The sequence below is a fragment of the Polaromonas sp. P1_G4 genome (assembly GCF_056405475.1).
Window position 1 is genome coordinate 1 of sequence record NZ_JBFUCA010000921.1, and the last position, 938, is coordinate 938.

Genomic DNA, 938 nt, shown 5'->3' on the forward strand with positions numbered 1-938 from the left:
CCCATGCACTGTGATGCAAGGGGAACCCCACCTATTCGGCGCGGAGTCTCTTTTTCAATCGAGCTTCTGCCTCAAGCAACACCGCCGAAGCAGCTATGCCTAATGCAGAGCCTAGTTTATTCATGACATTTAGGCTTGGTGAATTTTTACCAAGCTCAATGAGGGAGATGTAATTTCGGTCAACACCGGCCTCGAATCCCAGTTGCTCCTGCGACCAACCTTTTTTTTGCCGCAGTTGGCGAATCACCTGACCGAAAGCTTCTTCTAGTTCCAAAGCATCTTACCCAATAAATTGGGCAAGGATCGGGTCTACACGCCCTTTAGTCTTCCTAATATATGCGGCAGAATGAAGTCTTAACCAATGGAGTTCGTAATGGTCAAAGCACTTTTAGGTATGCGTAGAGCGAGTCGCGTTCTGCTGAGTTCGACTTGCTGGCTTGCATTGAACGCGCCCAGCGAAGCTGTCGCACAGGTTTTTCGTTGCTCGCTTGCCAACGGGACAGTGGTCTATCAGGAAGTCGCCTGCGGTGCGATTGCTGGCGCAAAAGAGGAAAAAACCGAGTGGACTGCCGAAAGAGAGCGGGCAGCGGCATTAGCAGCAAAGCGTGAGCTGGATCGAAAAGCCAGCATTGAAGCCTCAGAAAAGGAAGCGCGAGCAAAGGGAAGCAGGTCCTCATCAGACCGAATCGACTGCACAGATCTCTACGCCTATGCGAGAGCCCGGGGAAGCGGATGGATGGAGAGTACCGCCATTGTCCAAGAGGCAGAATCTAAGGGCACCTGCGTTCGCAGCAAATGAGGTTAGCCGCCAGCGTCCAATATCTCTTGAAGAATCTTGTCCCAATGGGATTTCTCTTTCTGAGCAAGGAAGTCTGGGGCGTCATTCTCAGGCAGTTTCATCGGATTTTTCGACACAATTAATCCGATTGCCTTAAGAG

The 938-nt window shown here is 51.1% G+C and carries 2 protein-coding genes; one reads left to right on the plus strand and one right to left on the minus strand.

The features are described from left to right. Nucleotides 1–31: 31 nt before the first annotated feature. Nucleotides 32–274 (minus strand): helix-turn-helix domain-containing protein, encoded by a 243-nt coding sequence (locus AC1D1X_RS24460; RefSeq protein WP_477667940.1) that lies wholly within the window; start codon nucleotides 272–274, stop codon nucleotides 32–34. Nucleotides 275–373: 99 nt separating this feature from the next. Between AC1D1X_RS24460 and AC1D1X_RS24465 the strand changes: the two genes are divergently transcribed. Further along, on the plus strand, nucleotides 374–799 hold the full coding sequence (locus tag AC1D1X_RS24465) for a hypothetical protein (RefSeq protein WP_477667941.1): 426 nt from the start codon (nucleotides 374–376) through the stop codon (nucleotides 797–799). The last annotated feature ends 139 nt before the right edge of the window (nucleotides 800–938 follow it).

Coding starts and splice junctions, on each gene's coding strand:
- AC1D1X_RS24465 (WP_477667941.1), top strand. CDS start 374: ATGGTCAAAGCACTTTTAGGTATGCGTAGAGCGAGTCGCGTTCTGCTG.